We start from the raw sequence: 24,528 nt of genomic DNA, 5'->3' as shown, positions 1-24,528 counted from the left end.
GGGAAAATCAAACGGATTTAACCATCGGGAAAACCCCGAAAAGGAAAATCAAACGGATTTGACCATCGGGAAAACCCCGAAAGAAACATAGAATATATTCATTAAAAAAATCAAGGTTATGAAGAAATTAGATTCTCGCGTTCGTATTACGGAAACAGACGATATATCCGACCGTCTGATTCTTCTTTATGACAAACACCCCCATCTTGCGACCGATCCTTTTCTGAACCGGCTCTTTAACCAAATGCGTACGCAATCACTCCACATTACGGAGGCGATCAAACATAACCGTATGCAATCCAAGCTCGGTACGGCCGATGCGCTGCGCAATCAAAAACTGCGTAAACTGCGCGATATCCTCAAAGGATACCGGGCGATGCCGATACCCGCTCAGAGCATGGCTGCCGACGCGCTTTGGACTATCTTCTCCAAGTACGGAATAAAGATCGTCTACCAAAATTATGCTTCCAAATCGTCTTTGCTCGAATCGCTTCTGCTCGATTTTGCCGAACCGGGCGCCCAAGCGCATGTCGACACGCTGCCGGGAATGGCCGAAGCGCTGTCCGAACTTCGCCACGCACAATCCGACTTCACCGTGGAACGCATTGCCTACGAAACGTATTGGGCACACGCGGCCAAAGAAAAAACGGCCAGCGAACTGAAAAAAACATTACTCGAGCTGATTAACGATAAACTGCTGCTCTACGTCGAAACGATGCGGATGGTCGATCCCGACAACTACACGGCTTTCGCGGCTACCGTCGAACAGATCATCGAAGAGATGAACGACGTCATTGCGCGACGTTCGGGCAGATAGTTTCTCGTTCCGGCTTATTTGCCCATACTTTCGTATCGCCCCTTCGGCGCAAGCAGTAAGGGGCCGGAACAAACGACTTTTTAGTGTCCTGTCCTGAAATTTGATGTTAAACTTTTTAGGACATATCATCCACTTCGTATTTCTTTTGTTTACAGGCATACCGTCTGCACGGAAAGTCGTATTTTTGTCGCATGGAAAATAAAGAACTGACACTTTTAGGAACAGCGACAACCTACCGGCAAGATTACGCGCCGGAGGTACTGGAGGCGTTCACGAACAAACATCCCGAACGCGATTACTGGGTACATTTCGAATGCCCCGAGTTTACGAGCCTGTGCCCCATCACGGGACAGCCCGATTTCGCCACGATATGGATCGATTACCTCCCCGACGTGAAAATGGTGGAGAGCAAGAGTCTGAAACTCTACCTCTTCAGTTTCCGAGGACACGGCGCTTTTCATGAAGACTGCGTGAACCTGATCATGAACGACCTGATTCGCCTGATGGAACCGAAGTATATCGAGGTGACGGGACTCTTCACCCCGCGCGGCGGCATCAGCATCTATCCGTATTGCAACTACGGCCGGCCGGGCACGAAGTACGAAGCGCTGGCCGAACAACGTCTCTTCAACATACAGGCCGGGAATTTACGTGCCGGACGGTAGCCGGACGGGCGGATGCTCCGGAACCGGCGCGGGCGGCCGGCGTTCTTCTCTCCATCCGTCGGGGTAACGGTCGATGATGACGACCTGCTCCCTGAAACCGGCAAACAAAGCCGACAGGGAACGCAGCGCATTCTCTCGTGCGCGTCTGACGTATCCGCGCTCATAAGCCTGTGCGGTGATACGCTGCGGGAGGCGTCTTTTGAGGATGTTCTCTTCGGCCGTACTCAGCGGCGTGGGTGCCGGTTCGTCGGGCATCTGCACGTTCCATACGTCGATCACCTGATAGCCGTTTTCCGTAGCTTCACGCACTTCGATGATCTCGGGCGGAAGCTGGACGAAAAGCGTGTCGCCCCGCTCGACCATCGGGAGGTTTTCCATGTCGAAGCCGATATACACATGCGCTCTGACACGCGACACGACGGCTTTGATCTGTACCGTATCCTTGACGATTTCGTCCGTCATGATTTCGAGCGTGGAGAGTCTGACCATCTGCCGAATCTCTCCTACCCGTGCGGGCAATGCGCGCACCGCCGTACGTTCGCGATGCAGGCCGCGATAGCCCCACCAGCCGCCCAAGACGAGAAGAAGCGAGAAGGCGACGGCAAGGAGCATCTTTTTCGGGAGGCGTCGGATCATGGCTGTTCCTCCCTGAATGTTACGGTGGCTTCATATCCCCATCCGGCCAGCAAGGTGCCGAAGTAAGCGCGCGCACGTTCCTCGGCCTGCCGCGTCAGTTCGCGTTTCAGTTTCCCGTTCTTCGCGATCTCTTCCGAGAGCCGGCGGCTGGCCTCTTCTTTGGCCTTGGCCTTCTCCTGCGGTGTCAGCGGTGTACGATAAATCGAGACCCGCTCGTGTTCGGTCTTGACTTCGAAATCGCGTCCCCGCTCTTTGATCCGCACCGGCGGAAGCCGCAAGGTGCAGTGTTTCTCTTTCCGGTCGAGCCGGATATCCTCTTCCGTCAATCCGTTCATATCGAGAACGGCGGAGAGATACGTCCCAAACGAATAAACGCCGATGCGTTTGCCGACGGTCGTTTTTCGCTTCACCCAGTCTACCGCGTCAGGAAAGAGACCGGCCTGCGAACCGATCTCCCTGAAACGAATATCAGGATCGTCGATGATGACCGTTTTTTCTACGCGCACCTCGGCCAGGATCCATTCGTTCATATCCCTCAGCTCGTAAAGGAGCGAAGGCTCTTCTTCCTTCCGGCAGGCCGTGAGCCCGATGCCGACAAGGAAGAAAAGCAGATACAAAAGTTGTTTTACCATACGACAAAAATACTTATTTCCGTTCAATCGCCATCGTTGCATTGTGTTCTGCCGGTCGAAGCAGAGGAAGCATACGTTGCGTTTTTATTTGCTCCGGATACATTCAACCCAAATTACGCGATACACAGTTCGGCGTTTACCATTTAATACATGGACGAACGAATATACGACAATGTTACGTCAGGCTTACAGCCCTCCGACGAAATACGATGCCTTTTTCCCCAACGCTTCGCATTGGGCTGAATTATCTCGCCCTTTCAGGGCTTTTACAGCAATCAGCCTTCAGCGTTCAGCCGGCCAACAACTCAACAAATAAACATTTCAACAACTAAACAACTCAACACCCGAACAGCATACAAGGGCTGAAAGCCCGGATTATTTCAGCCCCATCCCGCAAGGGTGGGGTATCGATGTCCGCACTCTATTCAGAGGGCTGAAAGCCTGAATTAAATTCATTCTTATATTTTCTATTGCGGAATCTGGGTTCAAGGGGATGTGCCTCCGTGTTGGTTTGAGACACATCCCCCTTTATGTTTACGAGCTAATCCCGTATCTTCTGTTTTTCTTCAAAAGCCTCAGATACCGAGCGAGGCCCTGATCTGTTCGACCTTCTTCATGGCCTCGGCCTCGGCCGTCCGCAAGTCTTCAGCCGTACGGACATCGGGGATGTGTACCTCGCAATAAAACTTGATCTTCGGCTCCGTACCCGACGGACGAACCGACACTTTCGTATGGTCTTCCGTATAATATTGCAGCACGTTCGAGGTCGTAGGCATGTGCAACGCGAAGGTTTCGTTATCGGTAAAACTGTGTCCCTTCAACGACGCATAATCGTAGATCAGCGTCACTTTCGATCCGGCAATCTCCGTCGGCGGATGATTGCGGAAACCGTTCATCATCGCCTCGATTTCTTCCGCCCCGCTCTTTCCTTTCTTAACGACAGAGATATTCACCTCTTTCGAGTAGCCGTATTCGAGATAAATCTGTTGCAACAACTGATAGAGCGACAACCCTTTGTCTTTTGCCCAGGCCGCCATCTCGGCCAGAATGCAGCAGGCCGATACGGCATCCTTGTCACGCACGAAGTCCTGACAAAGGAATCCGTAACTTTCTTCTCCACCGCCGATATACTGTTTCTTGCCTTCGTTTCTGCGCATCACCTCGGCAATCCACTTGAAACCGGTATAAACATCGTACATCTCGACGCCCTTGCGCTCCGCGATGGCGCGAACCGTCTCGGTCGTAACAATCGTTTTGACAATATATTCCCGTCCGCTTAACCGTCCCAGTTCTTCCCAGCGCGTGAGCAGGTAGTAAACGAAAAGAACGACCGTCTGATTTCCGTTGATTAACACCCATTCGCCGGCTTCGTTCTTGACGGCTGCCCCGATACGATCGGAATCGGGATCGGAGGCCAGTACGAGTTCGGCATCGGTTTCCTTGGCCCGCTCGACAGCCATCGACAAGGCGGCCGGCTCTTCGGGGTTGGGCGATACGACGGTCGGAAAATCGCCGCTCACCACGTCCTGCTCGGGAACGTGAATGATGTTCGTAAACCCGTAAGCGGCGAGCGCTTGGGGAATCATGCGCACCCCCGTACCGTGAATCGGCGTATATACAATCTTCATATCATGATGCCGCGCAATCGAGTCGGGCGACAGCGAAATCGTCTTCACGTCCGCGATGTACTGCTCATCGATTTCCTTACCGATCAGCTCGATCAACTCCTTCTTTCCTTCGAACCGGATATCGGCCGCGTTGCGGATTTTATTAACCTCGGCAATCGTATTTTTATCGTGCGGAGCAATCATCTGCGCTCCGTCATCCCAATAAGCCTTGTAACCGTTATACTCTTTCGGGTTATGCGAAGCCGTCAGAATAATACCGCTCTGACATCCCAACTTACGAATCGTATACGATACTTCCGGCGTGGGTCGGAGGTCTTCGAAAAGATACACCTTGATGCCGTTGGCCGAAAAAATCTCGGCCGAAATCTCGGCAAACCGACGGCTGTTGTTACGGCAATCGTGACCGATAACGACTTTGATCTGCTCCAACTCCGCAAATTCCTTTTTCAGGTAGTTCGACAAACCTTGCGTAGCGGCTCCGACGGTATAAATGTTCATCCGGTTACTGCCCACGCCCATGATGCCTCGCAGCCCTCCCGTTCCGAACTCCAAATCCTTATAAAAGGCTTCGATCAGATCGGTCGGGTCTTCCTTATCGAGCAAGGCCTGCACTCCGTTACGGGTTTCTTCATCATACTCCGGGCCCAGCCAAGCCTGCGCTTTCTTCCTCACCAGTTCTAATAATTCCACATTTTCCATAATCAGAAACGATTTTATTTTTTATTGTACATCCTATTTCTTTTCTTCTCTTTTACGTCCCAAAGACTTTGGTAGAAAGTCTGACAAAGATAGGCTCTTTTTTTCAGATAATGATGCGCATCGGTTCAGTTTTCATTCTTGTCATCCGATTTTAACCCAAATTACGCGATACACTGTTCGGCGGGTACCATTATTATTTAATTGTCAATTAAATTAATTCAGGCTTACAGCCCTCCGCCAAGATGCGATGCCTTTTTCCCAACGCTTCGCATTGGGCTGAATTAAGGCGCCCTTTCAGGGCTTTTACAGCAATCAGCCTTCAGCGTTCAGCCAGCCAACAACTCAACAATCAAACAACTCAACGAATCAACAAATAAACATCTCAACAACTCAACGCCCGCAGGGCATACAAGGGCTGAAAGCCCGGATTATTTCAGCCCCATCCCGTAAGGGTGGGGTATCGATGTTCGGACCTTGTTCGGAGGGCTGAAGGCCTGAATGAAATTCATTATGATTTGTTCTATTGCGGAATCCGGGGTTAAACCGTTGACCGCAGGCGGTACCTCCGTTTTCCGCGCCTTACTTCACATCGCGATAAAAAGTGAGGCGCTTATCCACGATTCATGATTGTTCACTTTTCCCGAAGCCGGATGTGAAAGCCTGTGCGAGATAACTCCGGGTGTTTCGGTATATGCTACGTCGGCCGGTCGACGGCCGTTTCGCAACAGATGTTGCACGATGATCCCCACCCGTCGGCCCTGTTTGCTGATACGGTACGCAACGTATAACTCGTTGCGCAAAGTAAACGACCGATCTGTATAATAAGCATACGGAAGAAAGGTTTCCTGATAGTCGAGTCTGAATTTTCCGCCGGATACATCATAACCGTATTGCAAAGGCAGTCGTACGACACCGAGCGAGTTGATCCCCCACTCTACTTTATTGAGTCGTTGCTTTGCCCCTGCTCCCAGCATCGGACAGACAGTCCATACTTCCCAATGATGATGAGGACTTTCATAACCTTCCGAACGATAATCCGCGCCTATACCGCCCAAAAGCTCGATCCTGAGTCGCGGCCCGGAAAAGCCATAGTCGATTTTGCCCTGCATCCGATTCGAAGAAAACGTATACGTATAGCGTTTGCGGGTGTCGACGAGCCTGAAATCGTAGATAGACGGATAATTTTCGTCGGGACGGTAGGTTTCGTAGATATGCTCTTTGCCCCGACGAAATTGATTGTGTGTTTGCAATCCGAGACTCCACTGTAACGCCCGGTCTTCTGCCGATGTGAGCCACCATGAGCCGTTGACGTGATGGGTATCGGAACCGAAAAGATTTTTGGCATCGGATTCTTCCGTCTTCATCGCCAGAAAGGCATAGTTTACATCGGCCGTAAAACCGACGGAGCGCCCCTTTCGCAGGCCAAGGTTACTGAAGGTTGCGTGCGTCTCTATGCCCTGCATATAATACATGCGCCGTATACCGAAGCTGACAGGACTTTCCTGCAGGTCGTAATATCCGAAACCGTACGTAACGAAAAAACGATCCTGCTGATTCGGCCGCCAGTTCCGCAGATGGAGATGTTGCTTGTTGCGGATATACGACGCACGCACAGCCAGCCAGTGTCGGGTTGCGACGGGCCATACGGCCGAAGCGTCGACGGTGAGCCACGAGGTGGTGTTGGCACATCGCGGATCGGTCTGGCGGGAAGCGATTTCTCCCCTGAAACTGCCACCTACTCCGTAATATCCTCTATGCAACCGAAAAGCATAGCCTCCTGCCATGTAATAGTTTTCGTAGCGGTAGTCGCCGCCCGTAGAATCGGCAATAACGTATGGGAGGTATAATTCGGCATGCCGTATGGCATTCCATCCGTATCCGCTATGACGTCCTTTTGAGAACGAAGCGCTGCCGAACATGGTTCCGTCTCCGGCTGTTCCGTAAATGGCTTCGGCGTTGATTTCGGAGTCTGTAAAAGCATTGCCGGCAAAAGGCAGATAATCTCCCGATATTTTTCCGTCGGCATGCCGCAGGCTGATGTTCGTTCTGCGCAACAGAGGTATCGGCATCGTGTCGCTCCTGTGCCGTACATCCGAGAAAATATAGCCGTTACGATTTTGCCATTCATACAGCGCAGGATGGCGATATACGATATCCGCCAGATGACTTTGCAGATCGAAACGAAACTTATCGGCCGTCTGTTCGGGTGGAGACAGAGAAACGATTCTGCGCTGAAGAGGATATTCCGCCTGCGCCGACACGAATCCCGGTGCTTTACAAATCAGCAGGCAGCGTATGATGAGGTAAAACGTCTTTTTCATTTTGAATACATCAGATATTTATAATCAGTTCTGCGCCGAAGAACGGAATCGCCCATTCTTTTTCGGTTGTTTTGTCGGCCGCTTTATAATGCGGATGAATATCGATCAGATTGTTTACGAAAAAAGAGAGTTTCGTATGCTTTCCCAGCTCCTTGCTCGCTTTGATATTCATGAAAACAGAGACCGGCTTGGTTTCCGTGCGATAATACAGCTCGGAACGTTCGCGTCGCAAGTGACGCAGTACCCCCTCGGTCGCAGCTATTTCGGCTGCGTTCACCACATGGCGCTTACCGTCAAGATCCATATAATGCGAAGGTAGTACATCTTCTTCCGTACCATTACGCATCTTCGCGAACCATATCACCTGTACGAAGTTGGTAAAGATCAGTCCGAAGCGTTTGATATGGGTATTGATCCATACATTCGTATTGAAACGACTTTGATAAACATGCGTATCACCCTGATAAATTCCTACATACGGATACTTATCGCCAAATTCTTTCACCACCGGACGATACATGACGGGAATACCTTTCGTATAAACGGTGCTGTAATAAGCGCCATTCAACTCGACCGATGTACTTAACGGTTTGATGACCGGTGTCTTGATGCGGTATTCAACTCCTCGTTTTATCGTTCTGGCACTGTTACGCACCACGGGGAATATCGTAAAATCCTTATAATTCTCCGGATAATAATCGTCTTTGGAAGGTTTTCCCGTAATCGAATGACGAGGCGTTATATAACGGGTAAAAGCTACGGGATAATATTGTGGAAAATAACTGAATCCTCCTTTATATTCTTCTCTGAAAGCCGACAGGGAGACTTCAAAATGTTTCGCCCGCAAGTCCCAGCCGATCTCCCATTTCCTGTTTTTGTTTTCGCGCAGCGAAGGGTTTACCGGCGTATGAATGTACGTGTTCACGAGTAGCAAATCTCTGTTGGGCTGCTGATAGAAGGCATTCAGTACAACAAAATCGCGATACAGCTTGTCGGGATACAACATGTCGAGCGTAGGCAGTTTGTTTTCTTCGCCGTATCCTATCCGGAACGTATTGGATATGGAGCTTCCCGCAGAAGTCTCGCTTTTTATCGTCATACCGACCTGCAGGCGAGGCTCGATGAGTATTTTATGTTTCAGGGCATAATCGGACGGCAGGTTGAACATTCGCGTAGCCCGCAAACCGAGCCGCAGGTCGGCACGTACTTTTTGACTCGCTTCCCAAACAGCTTTGTCTTCGATATACAATGCGCCGTTGATTAACGCAGGAATCAGATAGTTCGGTCGCGGACGGATAAACGTGTTATCGCCCGGATAAGGCGGACGGGTTACATCGACGACTGCCCCCTCGCCGGTGTTTTTGTTCGATTTCACTTCCACACCATACATCAGGGAATGATGAAGTTGTTTACCCATAGGAATGAATGAGGTGAAATGAGTTTGCATAAACAGATAAATCGGTATATTATCGACCTTATAATCGGTATAGTACTTCACCGGCAGGAAGATACCTTCATGTTCGCCACTTTGGTCACTGACGGGCATGCTGCTCGGTCCCATCGAGCTGAGCACCAATTTATGGCGCTTAAGCAAATCGCGTGTAATATCTGCCGAACCGGAAATTTCCATACTGTTCAACCAGCGTGTATTCACATGCCACTTGGTGTTGAGCGAGAAGGTGGTTCGCAGATAATCGGATTGATAATACTCGTTGTTTTCATCGATCAGTTCGTCCGATTTTACATTGTTGACAGACGAGGTGGCACTCAGTCGGGCCGAGAAATCGAGCGGTTTCCCATGCAGAGAAAACTGGTTCGTATAACCGGCCTGTGCAGTGATACGAGTAAACTGTTCGAGTTTTTCGCGCACGTCGGGAGTAGACGATAAGGCATCGAACCCGACATGGAGCGCGCCCGCCCGCTCGGATAATTTAAAACCTTTTCCCATATAGAGCAATTTATTCAGCGGATCGGCTTTGGCACGCACCCGGAGCGGTGTGGCTCCTTTCTTGGAATGAATATGAATGGCTCCGCTACTCAGATTGCCATCCCGGGCTGACGAGATACCGCGCACCACCTCGATACTCTCGATATGGTCGGTCGAGAAAGTACGCATATCCATCCCGGCATTCATCATTCCTCGCCGGTTCACCATGCGGTCTGCTTGCTCTTCGCCCGAAAGGCCGTAGAGCTGTGTCCGCATGGCATCGTTAGTCATCGGAATACCGTCGGCAATAATGCCCATCCCCAACGATGTATTTTTATCGGCACCGGCTTGTCTCGACGTAGTAAGATTAAAGCGGTGCAACGAGTTATTTCCCGTTATACTACCCGGCAACAACAGCAACACATCGGCGATCGAAACGGGTTGAATGTATTCCAATGCGGTTTGCCCTATCGTCGCATTACTCCCCTTCGAGGGGCGAAAACTTGCCATCACTTCCACATCGGGCAGCGTGAAGCGCTGTTCATGAAGGCGGAAAACGACAGCCGTATCCTGCTTCAGCCGTATCTCCGCTTTGACGGGAGCATAGTTGAGGCATGACACTTCTACACTGTACGTTCCCTCACGAAGACGAGGAAACCGGAAACGTCCCTCCGCATCGCAAACCACCCCCTGCGACGAAGCCTCGATCTGTAACGAGGCAAAACCGATACCTTTTCCGGTGGCATGGTCTATTACCCTGCCATGCAATAAGAACCCTCTGTGCGTATCTGTCTGACCGTAGCTCCGTAGCGGAAGTAAGCAGAGTGTGGAAAGAAGACAAAAAATGATTTTTTTACCCAGACAATACATATCTCACATTAAAAAATAAGCCTGCTCTACCCAATCCTCAAAAAAAAGCAGATAGCCGAACCGGAAGTTTTTCCGGATTCGGCATATCCGACTTTCATTCACATCAAATAATCGTAGTGCTTAATTCGTATGTTTTGGCGCTTTCAGAGGATCAGTGAAGCACATTCCATGAACTGCCTGCAAACTCCTGTATTCCTCCGGGAAATTCTTTATCGTAAGACATGCCGTTCACCACACTTCTTACAGCTCCCGACTTGGTTTTCGCACCTTTCTTCGGATGAGGAGTCTGCCCTTTCACCCGCACACAATCTTCCGACGAATTATTCGTGTCGATCAATTTATGGTTAGCACCTACTTTGCGACGTATCGATTCTTGACGGTGGCATCCCGTAACAGTAATATATCCCTTATCGACCGAAGAAGGCAAAGATTTCACTTTGACAGCGCCTTCATTACCGGTCTCTATACCGTCTATAATAAGGCCGGCCGGGACCTTATACGTATATTGAGTTTCTCCTTTCTTGTTTTTGAAAGAGAACTTGTTCTTCTCCATAAAGGTCTTCATATCCGTTTCGGGTTTAAAGATAAACGGAGCCAGCGGCCCACGAGGATGCATATTGAAAATACCCCAGATCGAAAAATGAGCAATCAGATTCGGGACGTCGGGATTATCTACGTCGGTACCGAACTGTGCCGGCATATCCGGTTCATACACTTCAAAATCGGCACCTGAAAGATCGACCGCATTTTCGTACGACTCATGATGATTAATTGCCGTCCGCGCAATGACGAGACTGTCTCCAGGCTTCAACGGATATTGCAGACCGTTTCCGGGGATCGAATAAAACTGTGCGGCAACGACTTCGCCGGGCAGTAATTCGGTAAACACATCGGCTTCGCTCCAATTAGCGTGTAAGGATACGGAAAACGTTATACCGTCGGCATATACCGTTGCATCGCCATTGTTATATAATACAAAATACTGGTCGGGATGCATCATTTTTCCGCTATTCGTCTCCCCATTGAAAAAGATTTCCTTAAATATAATTCCGGTAGGTTGTGAAATCGTACGTGTAAGAGGAATATTAAGCGTTTCGGATTTGGTTACGGAATAATTTTCCATTGTACCGAAAAACGAAGCATTTCCGTTCTTCCATTCTATACTAATAGTATACGTCCCTTTATTAAGCGTAAGTTCACAAGTTCCTTTATCTGTCAGTTTCTTTTTTACGGATTTCATCGTACGCAACTCTTTAAGTTGCAATGTAAATTCAGTATAATCTATAACATTCTCCTGCGACGTGGCTTGAATAGACAATGTCACAGATTCATCAATTTTTTCCTTTTCGCATGATGAAAAGAGGCATACGCCTGTAATCAAGGCGGGCAGCAATAATAGTTTTTTAAAACACATCATAAAATAGCTTTTTTTATTAACCAAATGTAAATTTTTCATGGCGCAAAAGTACACTTGGTCATCGCATACCGCAATACCCATAAATTATGATTTTTTTGCTAAAAGTAGCCATTATGGGGGAGGCGTAGGTTTTTTCCGCATGTTCAAGCTACCATTCGAAATCGGCGTCGTAGACCGTGCGGTTGCCGCAGCCGTCGGTCACGGTCATCCGGAGGGTGTGTCGCCCTCGTGTGAGGCGTTGACGGTCGAAGAAGTAACGCGCGGTTGCTTTCTTGCCGTCGAGTTCGAAAAGAGCGAACCGGCCGTCTATCTCGCCGCGATATTCTTCTATCCCACTCAGATTATCGGTCAGGCGCAGGACAATCATTTCTTTAGCCGCCCAGAGAGACGAATCGACGGCGGTAATGACAGGCGGTACCGTATCGGCATCGACGGCATAACGTTTGCCCAGTTCGGTGATGTCGGCATCGATCCAGCCGTCGCGATACGATCCGCCAATCCAGCTCTTTCTACGCCCATCGACCGAGACGATGCCGTATTTTCCTTTATCGCCCAGCGTATCGGTGAGCAGGTGAAGGGAAAGACGCGCCTTGCGATGCAGCGGAACAGGTGTATCATGTACCGTGTGAACCTCGGAATCATACGCTGTATCGGCGTATGAGAAATGACGAAAATACAAATCGTTATACAAATTGCCGCGCGGAATATGCATCCGTATGCCGCTTGCTCCGAAACGGTTTTCTCCGCTATGGTAGAAGCGTGTCGCACCGGCCGTATCGGGTGGAAGAATCGTCTGCGGTCGGCCGGTCACAGTCAGCGCAAGTCGTCCGGTATTGCCAAACGCATCCGTGAGTTCAAATTCGACGCGGTATGTCCTTGCTTCGTCGATAGTCAAATAGCCGCGATGCTTGCTGGTCATGAAGCGCAGGCGGTTACCCGGCTCGACGAATGTTTTCGTATAAAACGATTTTCTCTCGCGCCATTCGGCAAAGTCGACCCACGCGTTGAGGTAGCGCGTCTCATCGAACGAAAAACGGTCCTGATAACTGTGAAACACTTCTTTGCCGTCGACGCGCATCGTGATTTCCTTCACACCGTACACGTTGCTCGTCCCGTTCATGTAGTCGTCGATGTTAATGCCGAAGGCAATCTTTCCCCACGCTTCCGTTTTGCCGGTCACCGACTGCCGACCGTCTTTCGCGGTGACGACCTTGAGACGTTGCTTCTGCCGCGATCCGTTGACGACACCCAATCCCTCGACAGGGTAAACCATCACGGAACGCACCTTCGGAGGCCGCGTATCTTTGATTTTGTCCTTATAATATACGATCGGATCGACCGGTTCGCCTGTGCGCAGATCGCGTATTTCGAAATGCAGGTGAGGCCCGCCCGAGCTGCCCGTGTTGCCGCTCCGGGCAATCAACTCGCCGGCCTTGACCGGAAACCGCGACGGTTCGGGCGACAAATCGACCGAGAAACGCTCCTGTGCGTACTGCTGCTCTTTGACATACGCCGCGATGGGGCCGGCGAAGTTACGCAGATGACCGTAGACCGACATCGTACTGTCCGGGTGCTTCACATAAAGCGCAAGCCCGTATCCCCACGGCGACACGAGGATGCGGGAGACGTACCCGTCTTTTACGGCACGAATGTTTTTCCCCTCGACGCCCTGCGTCTTGAAATCGATTCCCGAATGAAAGTGATTATTGCGCAATTCGCCGAAATTCCCGCTCAGCAGTATCGGGATGTCGACAGGGCTGCGAAACGTTTGCGCCGAAACGGTAAGCCCCGTGAAACTCAGACAGACGATCAGCGTCTTCTTCCATGTATTCATCATTCTACGCTAAAAAGTTATTCGGGCAAAGGTAAGAAAAACTCCGCCACAATGGGCAGATGGTCGCTGAATCCGCCTTTGTATGTGTACCCCTGATACGTTCGGCGCGGCCGTTTGTTGCTTTGTCGCTTGTCTTCGGTCAGCAGAAACGACGGGGCGAATATTTGCACTCCGCCTTCTTTCAAACGCGCTTTCCACGGCAGGCTGACGAGCATCTGATCAAGCTGCGACCATTCGTCGTTATATTTGTGGCTTCCGGCAAAATTCAGCGTCTCCTTGTCGGCAAAAAGATTCGTCAGTCGGCGTTCGGGCTTGGCGGCGTGCGTCATGACGGCGATACTCTCGTCGGCCGGCGTATCGTTGAAATCGCCCATGACGAGGATATGCGTGCGATGTCTTACGTTATAAAGCGAGTCGCACAGGCGACGCACACACAGCGCGGCATCGATTCGATCGGGCTCTGTCTTCTTCTTACCGGCCGAGCGCGAAGGGAAATGGCATACCAACACGTCGAGCGTATCGCCCGTAACCACCCGCCCCCACACATGGAGAATATCGCGCGAACGTTTTCCTTTGCGTGTAAAACGGATGCGTACCGAACGTTGGCCGAGCAACTCGAACCGGTCGTACCGGTAGAGCAAAGCGTTATTGATGCCGCGCGGGTCGTTCCCTCGGGTGATGCAGTAACGATAGCGATGTTCGTTCAAGGGCGTACGATTCAGCAGATGAGTCAGCACAGTATCATTTTCCACTTCGCAAAGTCCTACGATGGCAGGCATATCCCATTTGCCCACGGCCGTGATGACTTTGGCCGTCTGCCGCAAACGCTCGTTATAACGTTTCGGCGTCCATTTCCGTACACCGCCGGGCAGGAATTCTTGATCGTTCGTGACCGGATCGTCTGCCGTATCGAACAAGTTTTCCACGTTATAAAACATCACCTGAAACGACTGCATGCGAATCCGGTTTGTCTGCGACGACGTGCAGCCCGGAAGCAGAAAAAGAAAAACGGTTGTTGCGAAGAGTGTCCTGTACATTTTTTTTATTTTTGCAGACAAAGATAGGACAAATCGAGGGATTGTTTTCTCCATGCTTCGCGTAAATATCGGAAAACACCTATGTGGATGTATAATTGTCAACGGTTGTTTGACATTCTACCAAAAACATCTATGGCGGCATGTGAGGTTAAGAAGATAAAATGACCAGACGATAAGTAGTCGCCACGTTGCGAAAAGATGGAAAAGTACTTGGCGAAGGCGTCGCAACGTGGCGAAAGCACGCCGAAGCACTTCGAGAAGGTGTCGCAAGGTGGCGAAACGACGAAAAAGTACCCGGCGAAGGTGTCGCAACGTTGCGAAAGCATGCCGAAGTACTCGGCAAAGGTTTCGCAAGGTGGCGAAAGGATGAAAAAGTACTCGGCGAAAGTGTCGCCAAGTTGCGAAAGGATGGCGGAGCACTTGGCGAAGGTTTCGCAACGTGGCGAACGTATTTTTTAGTACCTCCGCACACATTGAAGAATTTTTTCCGTAATTTGTCAAGCTTCTGTTTTAAAACATGAAAAAAGTATGTATTTTTGCGCGAAAAATCAGAATTAAAAATATTTTAAGAAACATGGCAAATGTGGTTAAAATCAAGAAAGGCTTGAACATAAACCTCAAAGGCAAGGCGCCGTTGGAGTACGTCCATGTCGGAGCTGCCGACAGCTACGCGATTGTGCCCGACAATTATGTCGGCATCGTGCCCAAGGTGCTTGTCCGCGTAGGCGATAAGGTCAAGGCCGGATCGCCGCTGATGATGGACAAAGTCTATCCGGAGATTAAGTTCGTATCACCGGTGAGCGGCGAGGTGACGGGAGTCAACCGCGGCGAAAAGCGCAAAGTATTAAGCATTACCATCCGCCCCGATGCACAAAATGAATTCGAAACGTTCGATATCAAAGACCTGAAATCGTACGACGCAGAGGGATTGAAAGCTCTTCTGCTCGAAACAGGTTTGTGGCCCTGTATCAAACAACGTCCGTACGATCGGGTGGCGATCCCCTCGGATACCCCGCGCGACATCTTCGTCACGGCTTACGATACGGCGCCGCTGGCAGCGGATTTCGATTTCATCGTTAAAGGCGAGGAAGATTTACTCCAAACCGGTTTGCAGGCACTGACGAAGCTCACGCAGGGCACTGTTTACCTCGGTGTGAAACCCGGCTCGCCGCTACGCAGCATGACGGGTGTTGAAGTCGTGGAACTTTTCGGGCCGCATCCGGCAGGCAACGTCGGGGTGATGATCAACCATCTCAAACCCGTCAATAAAGGCGAAACCGTTTGGACGCTTCGTGCGGCAGACGTGCTGACGATCGGCCGCCTGTTCAAAGAAAAGAAAACCGATTTTACACGCACCATCGCGCTGACCGGATCGGAAATGAACGAACGCGGCTATGCCAAAGTCGTTGCCGGATGCCGCATCGGCAGCCTGACAGACGGACGGCTCGCAGACGGACGCGTGCGCGTAATCAGCGGAAACGTGCTGACCGGTACGAAAGTGACGACCGACGGTTTTCTCGGCGCATACGATACGCAAATCACCGCCATCCCCGAAGGCGACGACGTGAACGAGTTCGTAGGATGGGCTATGCCGGGCTTCGGTAAGTTGAGCATGTCGCACAGTTATTTTTCGTGGCTGCTCGGAAGCAAAAAAGAGTATTGCCTCGATGCACGAATCAAAGGCGGCAAGCGCGCCATGATCATGTCGAACGAATACGACAAGGTTTTCCCGATGGATATTTATCCCGAATACCTGCTCAAGGCGATCATCGCCTACGACATCGACAAGATGGAAAATCTCGGCATCTACGAAATCGCACCCGAAGATTTTGCGCTCTGCGAATTTGTGGATACCTCGAAAATCGAGATTCAGAAAATCGTCCGCAACGGACTCGACATGCTTTATAAAGAGATGAACTGATCGGGAGGGTTGATCCGGCCATGTAATGGCCGCGGGTTAAACAAACGAACTATTGATATTAATCATAAACAAATAAATAAAAGTGAAAGCGTTAAGGAATTATCTCAACAAGATTAAACCGGCTTTTGAGGAAGGAGGCAAACTGTCGATGTTTCAATCCGTATTCGACGGATTCGAAACGTTCCTGTTTGTCCCCAATACAACCTCCCGGTCGGGCGTACACATTCACGACAGCATCGACTCGAAACGTACCATGACCGTGGTGGTCATCGCACTGATACCGGCCTTGCTCTTCGGAATGTATAATGTGGGCTATCAACATAACCTGGCCATCGGAGCCGTGCAGGATTTGTGGTCTACGTTCCTCTTCGGTTTTCTGGCCGTCCTTCCGAAACTCATCGTTTCGTACGTCGTGGGGCTGGGTATCGAATTTGCCGTAGCCCAATGGAAGAAAGAAGAAATTCAGGAAGGATTTCTCGTTTCGGGGATGCTGATCCCGATGATCGTGCCGATCGACACTCCGCTGTGGATGATCGCCGTGGCCACGGCATTTGCCGTGATCTTCGCCAAGGAAGTATTCGGCGGAACAGGATATAACATTTTCAATGTAGCGCTCGTAACGCGTGCGTTTCTCTTCTTTGCCTATCCGGCAGCCATGTCGGGCGATAAGGTGTTCATCCGTACGGCCGATACGTTCGGTCTCGGCGCCGGCACCGTGGTCGACGGCTTTTCGGGCGCCACGCCGCTGGGCATCGCCTCGACAGCCACAAGCGCCACAGGCTATCCCCCGTTCTCGATGGATATGATCACCGGACTGATTCCGGGATCGATCGGCGAAACGAGCGTCATCGCCATCGGACTGGGCGCCATCCTGCTGATATGGACGGGAATCGCAAGCTGGAAAACGATGTTTTCCGTCTTTGCCGGCGGAGCATTGACCGCACTTATGTTCAACGCTTTCGGGATAGAAGGCAATGCCATGGCCAATATGCCTTGGTATGAGCATCTCGCACTGGGAGGCTTCTGCTTCGGTGCCGTATTTATGGCCACCGACCCCGTAACCTCGGCGCGTACGGAAAAAGGCAAATGGATCTACGGACTCCTGATCGGTTTCCTGACCATCTGCATCCGTGTGCTTAACCCCGGATACCCCGAAGGAATGATGCTCGCGATCTTGATGATGAACATCTTCGCACCGCTGATCGATTACTATGTCGTCGATGCGAACATCAAACGCCGCAACAACCGTGTTAAACAAATCGCTAAATGAAGGAGGAGAAGAGTATGGAACAAGAAAAAAAGAGCGGAGCCAAGCTGAATACGAACAGCAATACGTACACGATGATGTATGCGGCCGTGATGGTCGTTTTCGTCGCACTGCTGCTGGCATTCACCTCGCAGGCATTACGTTCGACCCAGAAAGCCAACGAAGCCAACGATAAACGGCAGCAAATTCTGCGTGCCGTGAACGTTTCGGTACCGGCTAACGAGGTCGAAGCCAAATATAACGAACTGATCAAAGAAACGTTCCTCGTCAATACCGACGGACAACGTGCCGACGGCGACGCCTTTGGCGAAGAGGTAGAGAAAGCCTTTGCACGGGGTGTTTATCCGGTCTTCGTGGCCACCGTCGAAGGTCAAACAAAATATATTCTGGCCATGCGCGGCGCAGGGCTTTGGGGGCCGGTGTGGGGCTATCTTTCGGTCAACGACGATTGTAACACGGTCTTCGGTGCCGATTTCAGCCACGCCAGCGAGACGCCGGGGTTAGGAGCAGAAATCACGACGCAGGCGTTCTCCGGACAGTTTGCCGGAAAGCAGCTCTTCCGCGACGGGGTATTCAAATCGATTGCCGTCGTGAAAAGCGGAAATAAGGCCGAAGGACAGGATTATGTTGACGGGATTTCGGGCGGAACGATCACGAGTAACGGCGTCGACGCGATGCTTCGCACAAGCATCGGCCAGTATGCCAATTTTTTAACGACACAAAAACAGTAAGCTATGGGATTATCAACAAAAAATAAAGAGATTTTATTCAATCCGGTAAGCAAAGACAATCCGGTAATCGTACAGATGCTGGGGGTCTGCTCCGCTCTGGCGGTGACCGTGAAGTTGCAACCGGCCATCGTCATGACGCTCTCGGTAATCGCCGTGGTAGCTTTTGCGAATGTGATTATTTCGTTGCTGCGTAAAACGATACCGAACCGTATCCGTATCATCATCCAGCTCGTGGTGGTGGCGGCTCTGGTGACGATCGTCAACGAAGTGCTCAAAGCCTTTGCCTACGACGTGAGCAAACAGCTCTCCGTTTACGTAGGGCTGATTATCACAAACTGTATCCTGATGGGACGTCTCGAAGCGTTCGCGCTCGGTAACCGCCCGTGGGAATCGTTCCTCGACGGAGTCGGAAACGGCGTCGGCTATGGTATTATCCTCATTGTGGTCGCCTTCTTCCGCGAACTGTTCGGATCGGGCACGTTACTCGGCTATCAGGTCATTCCTCAGGCGTTCTACGACTTGGGATACGTGAATAACGGTTTGATGATTATGCCGCCGATGGCGCTTATTCTTTGCGCGGTAATGATCTGGATTCACCGCTCGCGCAACAAAGATTTGCAGGAACAAAATTAACTCTTGAAACAACGTAATAAATTATGGAAAATATATTAAGTACCTTTATCCGTTCGATTTTTGTCGATAACATGGTCTTCGCATACTATCTCGGTATGTGTTCGTACCTTGCGGTGTCGAAAAATGTGAAAACGGCGCTGGGCTTGGGACTGGCGGTTACGTTTGTGCTTGTCTGCACCCTTCCGATCAACTATATGCTGGAGAACTACGTCTTGAAAGAAGGCGCGTTGAGCTGGCTCGGCGAAGGTTTTCAGGATGTAAACTTGAGCTTCCTCTCGTTCATTCTCTTTATCGCCGTGATTGCCTCGTTTGTGCAACTCGTCGAAATGATTGTCGAGAAATACGCTCCCTCCCTCTATGCCTCGCTGGGTATCTTCCTGCCGCTGATTGCCGTGAATTGTGCCATCATGGGTGGCTCGCTGTTCATGCAACAACGCGCGTTCGATAATGTCGGCGTAGCTACGGTCTACGGCTTCGGGTCGGGGATCGGCTGGTTGCTGGCTATCGTCGGTATGGCGGCGATCCGTGAGAAGCTGGCCTATTCGGATGTACCGAAGCCTCTTCGCGGATTAGGGATCACGTTTATTCTGACCGGGCTGATGGGAATCGCTTTCATGTGCTTCTCGGGATTCAAAATTTGAGTATTAACGCATAAACAGTATATAAAAAATGGTTTTATTGGAAATCTCAGGACTGACCATCGGGGCCAGTGTGATCGTCTTTCTGATTATTGTCCTGCTACTGGTCATCCTGCTGTTGGCTGCGAAAGCCAAGCTTGTACCGTCGGGCAATGTGAAGATGACGGTAAACGGAGAAAAAGAAATCGAGACGCCGATCGGCGGTACGTTGCTCGGCGCGTTGCAGAGCGGAAATATCTTCCTTTCGTCGGCATGCGGCGGCGGTGGCAAATGTGGCCAGTGCCGTGCACAGGTGCCTGAAGGAGGAGGAGATATCCTGCCGACGGAAAAAGTCTTCTTCACCCGTAAACAAATCAAGGATCATTGGCGTCTGGCATGTCAGACAAAAGTGAAAAACGACATGACGGTTCAGGTACCCGACGAAGTGTTCGGTGTGAAAGAATATGAATGTACGGTCGTTTCAAATAAAAACGTGGCCACGTTTATCAAGGAATTTATTGTGGCACTCCCTCCGGGCGAACACATGGACTTCATCCCGGGGTCGTATGCACAGATCAATATCCCGAAATATTCGATGGATTACAACGTAGACATTGACAAAGAGTCGATCGGCGCGGAATATCTGCCGGCATGGGAACAGTTCGGACTGTTCACTCTCAAATGCCGTAACGACGAACCGACGATCCGCGCCTACTCGATGGCCAACTATCCGGCCGAAGGCGATCGCTTTATGCTGACGGTGCGTATTGCTACGCCGCCGTTCAAGCCGAAACCGCAGGTAGGATTCCAGAATGTGCCGTCGGGTATCGCATCATCGTACATCTTCATGCTCAAACCGGGCGACAAAGTGACGATGAGTGGTCCTTACGGTGATTTCCACCCGAATCTCAATTCGAAAAACGAAATGATCTGGGTGGGCGGTGGCGCCGGTATGGCTCCGCTTCGTTCGCAGATTATGTATATGACGAAAACATTGCATACGAGAGATCGGAAGATGTCTTACTTCTACGGCGCCCGCGCGTTGAACGAAGTATTCTATCTGGAAGACTTCCTCGCCATCGAGAAAGAATACCCGAACTTCTCGTTCCATCTGGCGCTCGACCGCCCCGATCCCGCAGCCGATGCGGCCGGAGTGAAATATACCGCCGGATTCGTGCATAACGTGATGTACGAAACGTATCTGAAAGATCACGAAGCGCCCGAAGATATCGAATATTATATGTGTGGTCCCGGTCCGATGTCGAAAGCCGTCGAAGGATTGCTCGACAGTCTCGGCGTACCGCCTGAGAACCTGAGATTCGATAATTTCGGCGGATAATTTGCCGATTCAAAAAGAATCGTATAAAAAAATGCAGGGGACTCGAAAGTCTCCCGCATTTTTTTATATGTCTGTTTGTATGATGATGCCTGTTCGGTCAATCAATCCAGCAAATCGCGGAATTTGTTAAATATCCGGTCTTTGATCGACGGTGAAGGCTGAAAATTCTCCGCGTTCGCCAATTCTTTGATTTTGCTTTTCTCCGTTTCCGTAAGCTTTTCGGGAATATAGACGCTTATGTTGATCAACAAGTCGCCTGTTCCGTAACTGTTGACGGAAGGCAAGCCTTTGTTCCGCAGCCGGAGCACCTTGCCCGGTTGTGTGCCCGGCTCGATTTTTACTTTCACTCGTCCGTCGACCGTCGGCACTTCGACCGAATCGCCCAAGGCAGCTTGTGGAACGGTCAGCAGAAGATTATATACCAGATCGTTCTCGTCGCGAATCAACTCCGGATGACGTTCCTCTTCGATGACCACCAGCAAATCGCCGTTCATTCCGCCCCGTCGCGCGGCGTTCCCTTTACCGCTCATCGACAGTTGCATGCCTTCACCGACTCCCGCCGGGATATTCAGCGTAATGACTTCTTCGGCACGTGTAACTCCTTCGCCGTTACAATGCGCGCATTTACGTGTAATCGTTTCACCTGTTCCTCCGCAAGTCGGACAGGTCGATTGGGTCTGCATCTGACCGAGGATCGTATTTGCCACCCGCGTGACGAAACCGCTGCCGTGACACGTCGAGCAGGACGAGATCGCCTGACTGTCGGCCGCGCCATTGCCATGACAATGCGAGCAGGGCACATACTTCTTGACTTTGATTTTCTTTTCTACCCCGGTCGCTATCTCTTTCAGGGTCAGTTTGACCCTTACACGCAAGTCGGAACCGCGCTGTACGGTACGCGAACGAGACGACGAACCAAATCCGCCGAACCCGCCGAAATGGCCGCCGAACAAGTCGCCGAATTGTGAGAAGATATCTTCCATCGACATCCCGCCGCCTCCGAATCCGCCACTTGCTGCCGAACTGCCTACGCCGGCATGTCCGAACCGGTCGTAACGCTGACGCTTCTCTTCATTGCTCAATACGTCGTATGCTTCGGCCGCTTCCTTAAATTTCTCTTCAGCGTCTTTGTCGCCGGGATTGCGATCGGGATGAAACTGAATCGCTTTCTGCCGGTATGCTTTCTTAATCTCGTCGGCCGTAGCATTTTTACTTACGCCCAGTACCTCGTAATAGTCTCGTTTAGCCACTTTCTTTCTTCTTTATGTCTTGCCCTTATTATTCTCCAACCACAACTTTGGCATGTCGGATCACTTTATCATATAATGTATATCCCCGCTGTACGCAATCCACGATCTTTCCTTTCAGCGCTTCTTCGGGAGCCGGGATCGTAGCCACGGCTTCAAACAGCTCCGTATCGAACGGCTGTCCGATGGCTTCGATCGGTTTCACTCCCTGCTGAGCCAGATACGTCATGAACTTGTTATAGATCAGTTCTACTCCTTCGGCAACAGCGGCACTGACATCTTCCGTTTTTTTCACGGTGTCGAGCGCCCGCTCAAAGTCGTCGATGACAGGGAGCAGACCGGTCAATGCCGTTTCGCCTCCCATCTTGATCAAATCGGCTTTTTCGCGTAACGTACGCTTGCGGTAATTATCGAATTCTGCTCTCAAACGCAGGTGGGAATCATTCAGTTCGTTATATTTTGCTTCAAAATCAGTCGACTCGTTTTCTTTGGAGGCTTCTCCGGCAGGCGTAGTGCCATTCGCATCCGTCACATTGTCAGTCATACTGTCTTTTCCTGACGTATTTGCAGTCACGTCCTGCTCTTTTGTCACCTCCGAACCGTTCTCACTGTGCATTTTTTCTGCATGTGTTTGCTTATTCATTTCCACTATATTTAGTTTATATCTATTGAATTACACTCTTTATCACCATGCCGAAACATCGATGACACCTTGTGCCATCGTGCTGCCTGCATGGCTTTTATCCTTAAATATTATCAAATATATTGCCAACTCCTTCGTTTGAAAAAAAATATCTTTACCTTTGTGCAATTAAAAAGACAGTGGCAAACACTGTGGATACATATTCAATACATTATGCTTATGAAGAAGTTTTATTGTTTGGCCCTTTTGGCCTGTCATTTCCTCGTCTCTCCGGCACAGGAGGATGTAAGTTGTCGTTTGGGATTCAGTTACGAGTTTAGCAGTAACAAGAATTGGGGAAAAGACAAGCCGGTCATCATGAAAGTCTATCCCAATTCACCTGCCGAAAAGGCCGGTCTGAAACAGAACGATATTATCGAAGGTATCAACGGAATGCGGATCGATGAGATCACGCTCGATGATGTGGATTCGTTGATTACGGATGTCGATACCCGCGAAATCAGGTTGGTGATCCGCAATTTTGCGAATCAGGCACGCCGTGTAACCCTCGAGAAAGAATGTTACTCGACCACCGCCTTAGGAGAAGATCAATTGGCAACGGCTTTTTCGATGTATAGTGTCGAAAATACGCACGATCGTCTGTTTGTCTGCCCTTTCACGACAAAAACAACGGATGACGCGATCGACTTTTCTCAATTTAAGACATTTAATTTTACGGATGTAGAAGATCATGCGATCTCGAAAATCGAATCGACGATTAACGAAACACTGAAAACGGAACTGACGAAAAAAGGATTGCAACAAAACACCCTCGATCCGGATTTCCTGATTCATACGTATTATACATTCGACAAAAATCCGAACTTCAAAAAGAAAAGCAAGGAGACGGAGGAGCAGGCTCCCGTATTCCGTTACGATATTACACGTGACAAAGTGACACAGTTTCCTTTTTACAATGCGAATACACCCGAATCGGAAGCCGAATATGTGTTGCAACTCGGTATTCGTTTCATCGACCAGCGCCACATCCCGGGGCGTGTGCTGTGGGAGTGCGAGGCGAACGAGCTGATGAGCAGCCCCTACGCGATCGAAGAATATGCCGCGATTCATATCCCGCTGATGAGTATGCAGTTCCCGTACGTGAAATATCAGCGTAACGCGCAATTTATTCTGACGAAGAAGAATTATAACTATACCGGTATCCGTTACAGTATCTATCAGTTGAACCGCGTGGTCGATGTGGACTTCGGCTCTCCGGCCTCGAAAGCCGGCATCCAAAAGGGCGACCTCATCGACCGGATCGAAGGAAAACGGATGGACCATACGGCCGACGAATTTACGGCAGCTTATCGGCAATTTATCACGAACACGCTGAAATACCGCGACAGCGGGACGCGCTTCACGAACGCCAACGGTTTTCCGAACTGCATGTTCTGGGACAAATTCAAATATACGCAGATCGCCAAAGTGTTCGGCAACGACAAGAACATGACGGCTTTCTCTTACCTGTATTATTTTGCGCCGTATGTGAACCCCTCGGGCACGAATGTATGTACATTTCAGCTGCGTCGCGGCACGGAGAAGCTCGAATATACGATCCGTCCCGAGTTTCACTCGGAGAAAACCATCGAGCTAAACTGATTCACC

At 50.4% G+C, this 24,528-nt stretch carries 20 protein-coding genes; 10 read left to right on the top strand and 10 right to left on the bottom strand.

Going from position 1 to position 24,528, the window contains the following annotated elements; translation table 11 throughout:
* Positions 1–118: 118 nt before the first annotated feature.
* Positions 119–817: a DUF6261 family protein gene (locus tag EII41_RS00690; protein WP_124750992.1), complete on the top strand. Its 699-nt coding sequence runs from the start codon at positions 119–121 to the stop codon at positions 815–817.
* A 191-nt stretch (positions 818–1,008) separates the two neighbouring features.
* Positions 1,009–1,482: a preQ(1) synthase gene (gene queF, locus EII41_RS00685; protein WP_014225461.1), complete on the top strand. Its 474-nt coding sequence runs from the start codon at positions 1,009–1,011 to the stop codon at positions 1,480–1,482.
* Here queF and EII41_RS00680 read toward each other — a convergent pair.
* From EII41_RS00680 to EII41_RS00645, 8 genes are all read right to left on the bottom strand, one after another.
* Positions 1,465–2,118, bottom strand: a complete 654-nt coding sequence (locus tag EII41_RS00680) for a DUF4230 domain-containing protein (protein WP_124789003.1) — start codon at positions 2,116–2,118, stop codon at positions 1,465–1,467. The two genes, queF and EII41_RS00680, sit on opposite strands and share 18 nt — an antisense overlap.
* Positions 2,115–2,750: a DUF4230 domain-containing protein gene (locus tag EII41_RS00675; protein WP_185711783.1), complete on the bottom strand. Its 636-nt coding sequence runs from the start codon at positions 2,748–2,750 to the stop codon at positions 2,115–2,117. Before EII41_RS00675 ends, EII41_RS00680 begins: the two co-directional genes overlap by 4 nt.
* 575 nt (positions 2,751–3,325) lie before the next feature.
* On the bottom strand, positions 3,326–5,077 hold the full coding sequence (locus EII41_RS00670; protein ID WP_124789001.1) for a phospho-sugar mutase: 1,752 nt from the start codon (positions 5,075–5,077) through the stop codon (positions 3,326–3,328).
* A 584-nt stretch (positions 5,078–5,661) separates the two neighbouring features.
* On the bottom strand, positions 5,662–7,398 hold the full coding sequence (locus tag EII41_RS00665) for a DUF6850 family outer membrane beta-barrel protein (RefSeq protein ID WP_124789000.1): 1,737 nt from the start codon (positions 7,396–7,398) through the stop codon (positions 5,662–5,664).
* 10 nt (positions 7,399–7,408) lie between these two features.
* The gene (locus EII41_RS00660) at positions 7,409–10,093 is read right to left on the bottom strand and encodes a TonB-dependent receptor (protein WP_185711782.1); all 2,685 of its coding nucleotides are present in this window, start codon (positions 10,091–10,093) and stop codon (positions 7,409–7,411) included.
* Positions 10,094–10,346: 253 nt separating this feature from the next.
* Complete coding sequence (locus EII41_RS00655; protein WP_260425418.1) at positions 10,347–11,612, bottom strand: DUF4876 domain-containing protein; 1,266 nt, start codon at positions 11,610–11,612, stop codon at positions 10,347–10,349.
* Positions 11,613–11,760: 148 nt separating this feature from the next.
* Positions 11,761–13,446, bottom strand: a complete 1,686-nt coding sequence (locus EII41_RS00650; protein WP_124789019.1) for a M23 family metallopeptidase — start codon at positions 13,444–13,446, stop codon at positions 11,761–11,763.
* Between the two features lie 17 nt (positions 13,447–13,463).
* The gene (locus EII41_RS00645) at positions 13,464–14,483 is read right to left on the bottom strand and encodes an endonuclease/exonuclease/phosphatase family protein (RefSeq protein WP_185711781.1); all 1,020 of its coding nucleotides are present in this window, start codon (positions 14,481–14,483) and stop codon (positions 13,464–13,466) included.
* A 198-nt stretch (positions 14,484–14,681) separates the two neighbouring features.
* On the opposite strand from EII41_RS00645, the gene EII41_RS00640 reads away from it, so the two are divergent.
* The 7 genes from EII41_RS00640 to nqrF all read left to right on the top strand — a co-directional run bounded on the left by EII41_RS00640 (position 14,682) and on the right by nqrF (position 20,991).
* Entirely contained in the window at positions 14,682–14,942 is a 261-nt protein-coding gene (locus EII41_RS00640) for a hypothetical protein (protein WP_124788998.1), read from the top strand.
* A gap of 115 nt (positions 14,943–15,057) precedes the next feature.
* Positions 15,058–16,404, top strand: coding sequence for a Na(+)-translocating NADH-quinone reductase subunit A (locus EII41_RS00635; protein WP_124788997.1), 1,347 nt, complete (start codon positions 15,058–15,060; stop codon positions 16,402–16,404).
* Between the two features lie 82 nt (positions 16,405–16,486).
* Positions 16,487–17,674 (top strand): NADH:ubiquinone reductase (Na(+)-transporting) subunit B, encoded by a 1,188-nt coding sequence (locus tag EII41_RS00630; RefSeq protein WP_124788996.1) that lies wholly within the window; start codon positions 16,487–16,489, stop codon positions 17,672–17,674.
* Between the two features lie 14 nt (positions 17,675–17,688).
* Positions 17,689–18,402, top strand: coding sequence for an NADH:ubiquinone reductase (Na(+)-transporting) subunit C (gene nqrC, locus EII41_RS00625; RefSeq protein WP_411292568.1), 714 nt, complete (start codon positions 17,689–17,691; stop codon positions 18,400–18,402).
* 3 nt (positions 18,403–18,405) lie between these two features.
* Positions 18,406–19,035: an NADH:ubiquinone reductase (Na(+)-transporting) subunit D gene (locus EII41_RS00620; protein WP_124750982.1), complete on the top strand. Its 630-nt coding sequence runs from the start codon at positions 18,406–18,408 to the stop codon at positions 19,033–19,035.
* 23 nt (positions 19,036–19,058) lie between these two features.
* Positions 19,059–19,676 (top strand): NADH:ubiquinone reductase (Na(+)-transporting) subunit E, encoded by a 618-nt coding sequence (gene nqrE, locus EII41_RS00615; protein WP_124750981.1) that lies wholly within the window; start codon positions 19,059–19,061, stop codon positions 19,674–19,676.
* A gap of 28 nt (positions 19,677–19,704) precedes the next feature.
* Positions 19,705–20,991, top strand: a complete 1,287-nt coding sequence (nqrF, locus tag EII41_RS00610) for an NADH:ubiquinone reductase (Na(+)-transporting) subunit F (RefSeq protein ID WP_124750980.1) — start codon at positions 19,705–19,707, stop codon at positions 20,989–20,991.
* Positions 20,992–21,092: 101 nt separating this feature from the next.
* Here nqrF and dnaJ read toward each other — a convergent pair whose 3' ends face one another.
* Positions 21,093–22,241, bottom strand: coding sequence for a molecular chaperone DnaJ (gene dnaJ / locus EII41_RS00605; RefSeq protein WP_124788995.1), 1,149 nt, complete (start codon positions 22,239–22,241; stop codon positions 21,093–21,095).
* 28 nt (positions 22,242–22,269) lie between these two features.
* Positions 22,270–22,881, bottom strand: coding sequence for a nucleotide exchange factor GrpE (locus tag EII41_RS00600; protein ID WP_185711780.1), 612 nt, complete (start codon positions 22,879–22,881; stop codon positions 22,270–22,272).
* 219 nt (positions 22,882–23,100) lie between these two features.
* Here EII41_RS00600 and EII41_RS00595 point away from each other — a divergent pair, with 219 nt between their 5' ends.
* Complete coding sequence (locus EII41_RS00595; protein ID WP_124788993.1) at positions 23,101–24,522, top strand: PDZ domain-containing protein; 1,422 nt, start codon at positions 23,101–23,103, stop codon at positions 24,520–24,522.
* The last annotated feature ends 6 nt before the right edge of the window (positions 24,523–24,528 follow it).

It is taken from the genome of Tannerella forsythia (assembly GCF_003860135.1).
Lineage (GTDB): Bacteria > Bacteroidota > Bacteroidia > Bacteroidales > Tannerellaceae > Tannerella > Tannerella forsythia_A.
Note: the sequence above shows the minus strand (reverse complement) of the source record. Positions and strands in the feature narration are given on the sequence as shown.